General features: G+C 68.0%; 1 protein-coding gene. It reads right to left on the minus strand.

The annotated features are described in order from the left end of the window. Nucleotides 1-688 (minus strand): IS21 family transposase (locus JKL46_RS35000; RefSeq protein WP_484502708.1); only part of this gene is annotated, 688 nt, incomplete at its 3' end. Nucleotides 689-716: the final 28 nt, after the last annotated feature.

A 716-nucleotide genomic window follows, 5' to 3' on the forward strand; every position in this document is an offset into this window, starting at 1 on the left:
AATGGGAGCACAGGGCATCGTAGCGCCGGGTCAGATCCTCGCGGGCGTCGCGATCGAGATTGCGGAAGGCCGCCGAGAGGCTGTCGCTGCGATGTTCGCGTGGAGCACCACCCAAGGCCCAGAGGGCATTCTGCAGGCCCTCGGCGAGCGCGACATAGCTCTCGCCGCCGAGCACCACGTGGGCATGCTCGAAGCCGGAATAGGCGAGCCGGAAGTGATAGAGCCGGTGATTGAGGGGCTGGCCGGCAACGGTGATGGCCAGATCGGCCATGTCGGTGAAGTCGGACAGGCCCATGCGTCCGGGCTCGTGCACCTGGCGGAAGATGACCTCCTGCTCGGGACCATGCAGGGCGCGCCAGGCGCGGACGCGGCGCTCCAGAGTGCGGCGGATACCGGTGCCGAGTTCGGGATGGCGGCGGATGATCTCCTCGAAGAGAGCCACGGGGCGCAGGCTCGGGGCGGCTTGCAGCAGCGGGACGATCTCGCTGTCCCAGACGCGTGCGAGCGGATCGGGGCGCCGGCGCCCGCGGGGAGCCTTCTTCTGGGAAGGAAGACGCGGGTCCTTGGCGATGCGGTAGGCGGTGGAGGGGCTGAAGCCGGCCTTGGCGGCGGCGATCGGGGTGGTGTCGGTCTGACGGAACTTCATGTAGAGTCTCATCTGGCAGTCGGTGATGTGGCGGCCGGGCAAAGGGTGGGTTCCTCATTTGGTCGTGAAG

This window comes from Microvirga zambiensis WSM3693, from assembly GCF_016735695.1.
In the GTDB taxonomy this organism is placed as follows: Bacteria; Pseudomonadota; Alphaproteobacteria; order Rhizobiales; family Beijerinckiaceae; genus Microvirga; species Microvirga zambiensis.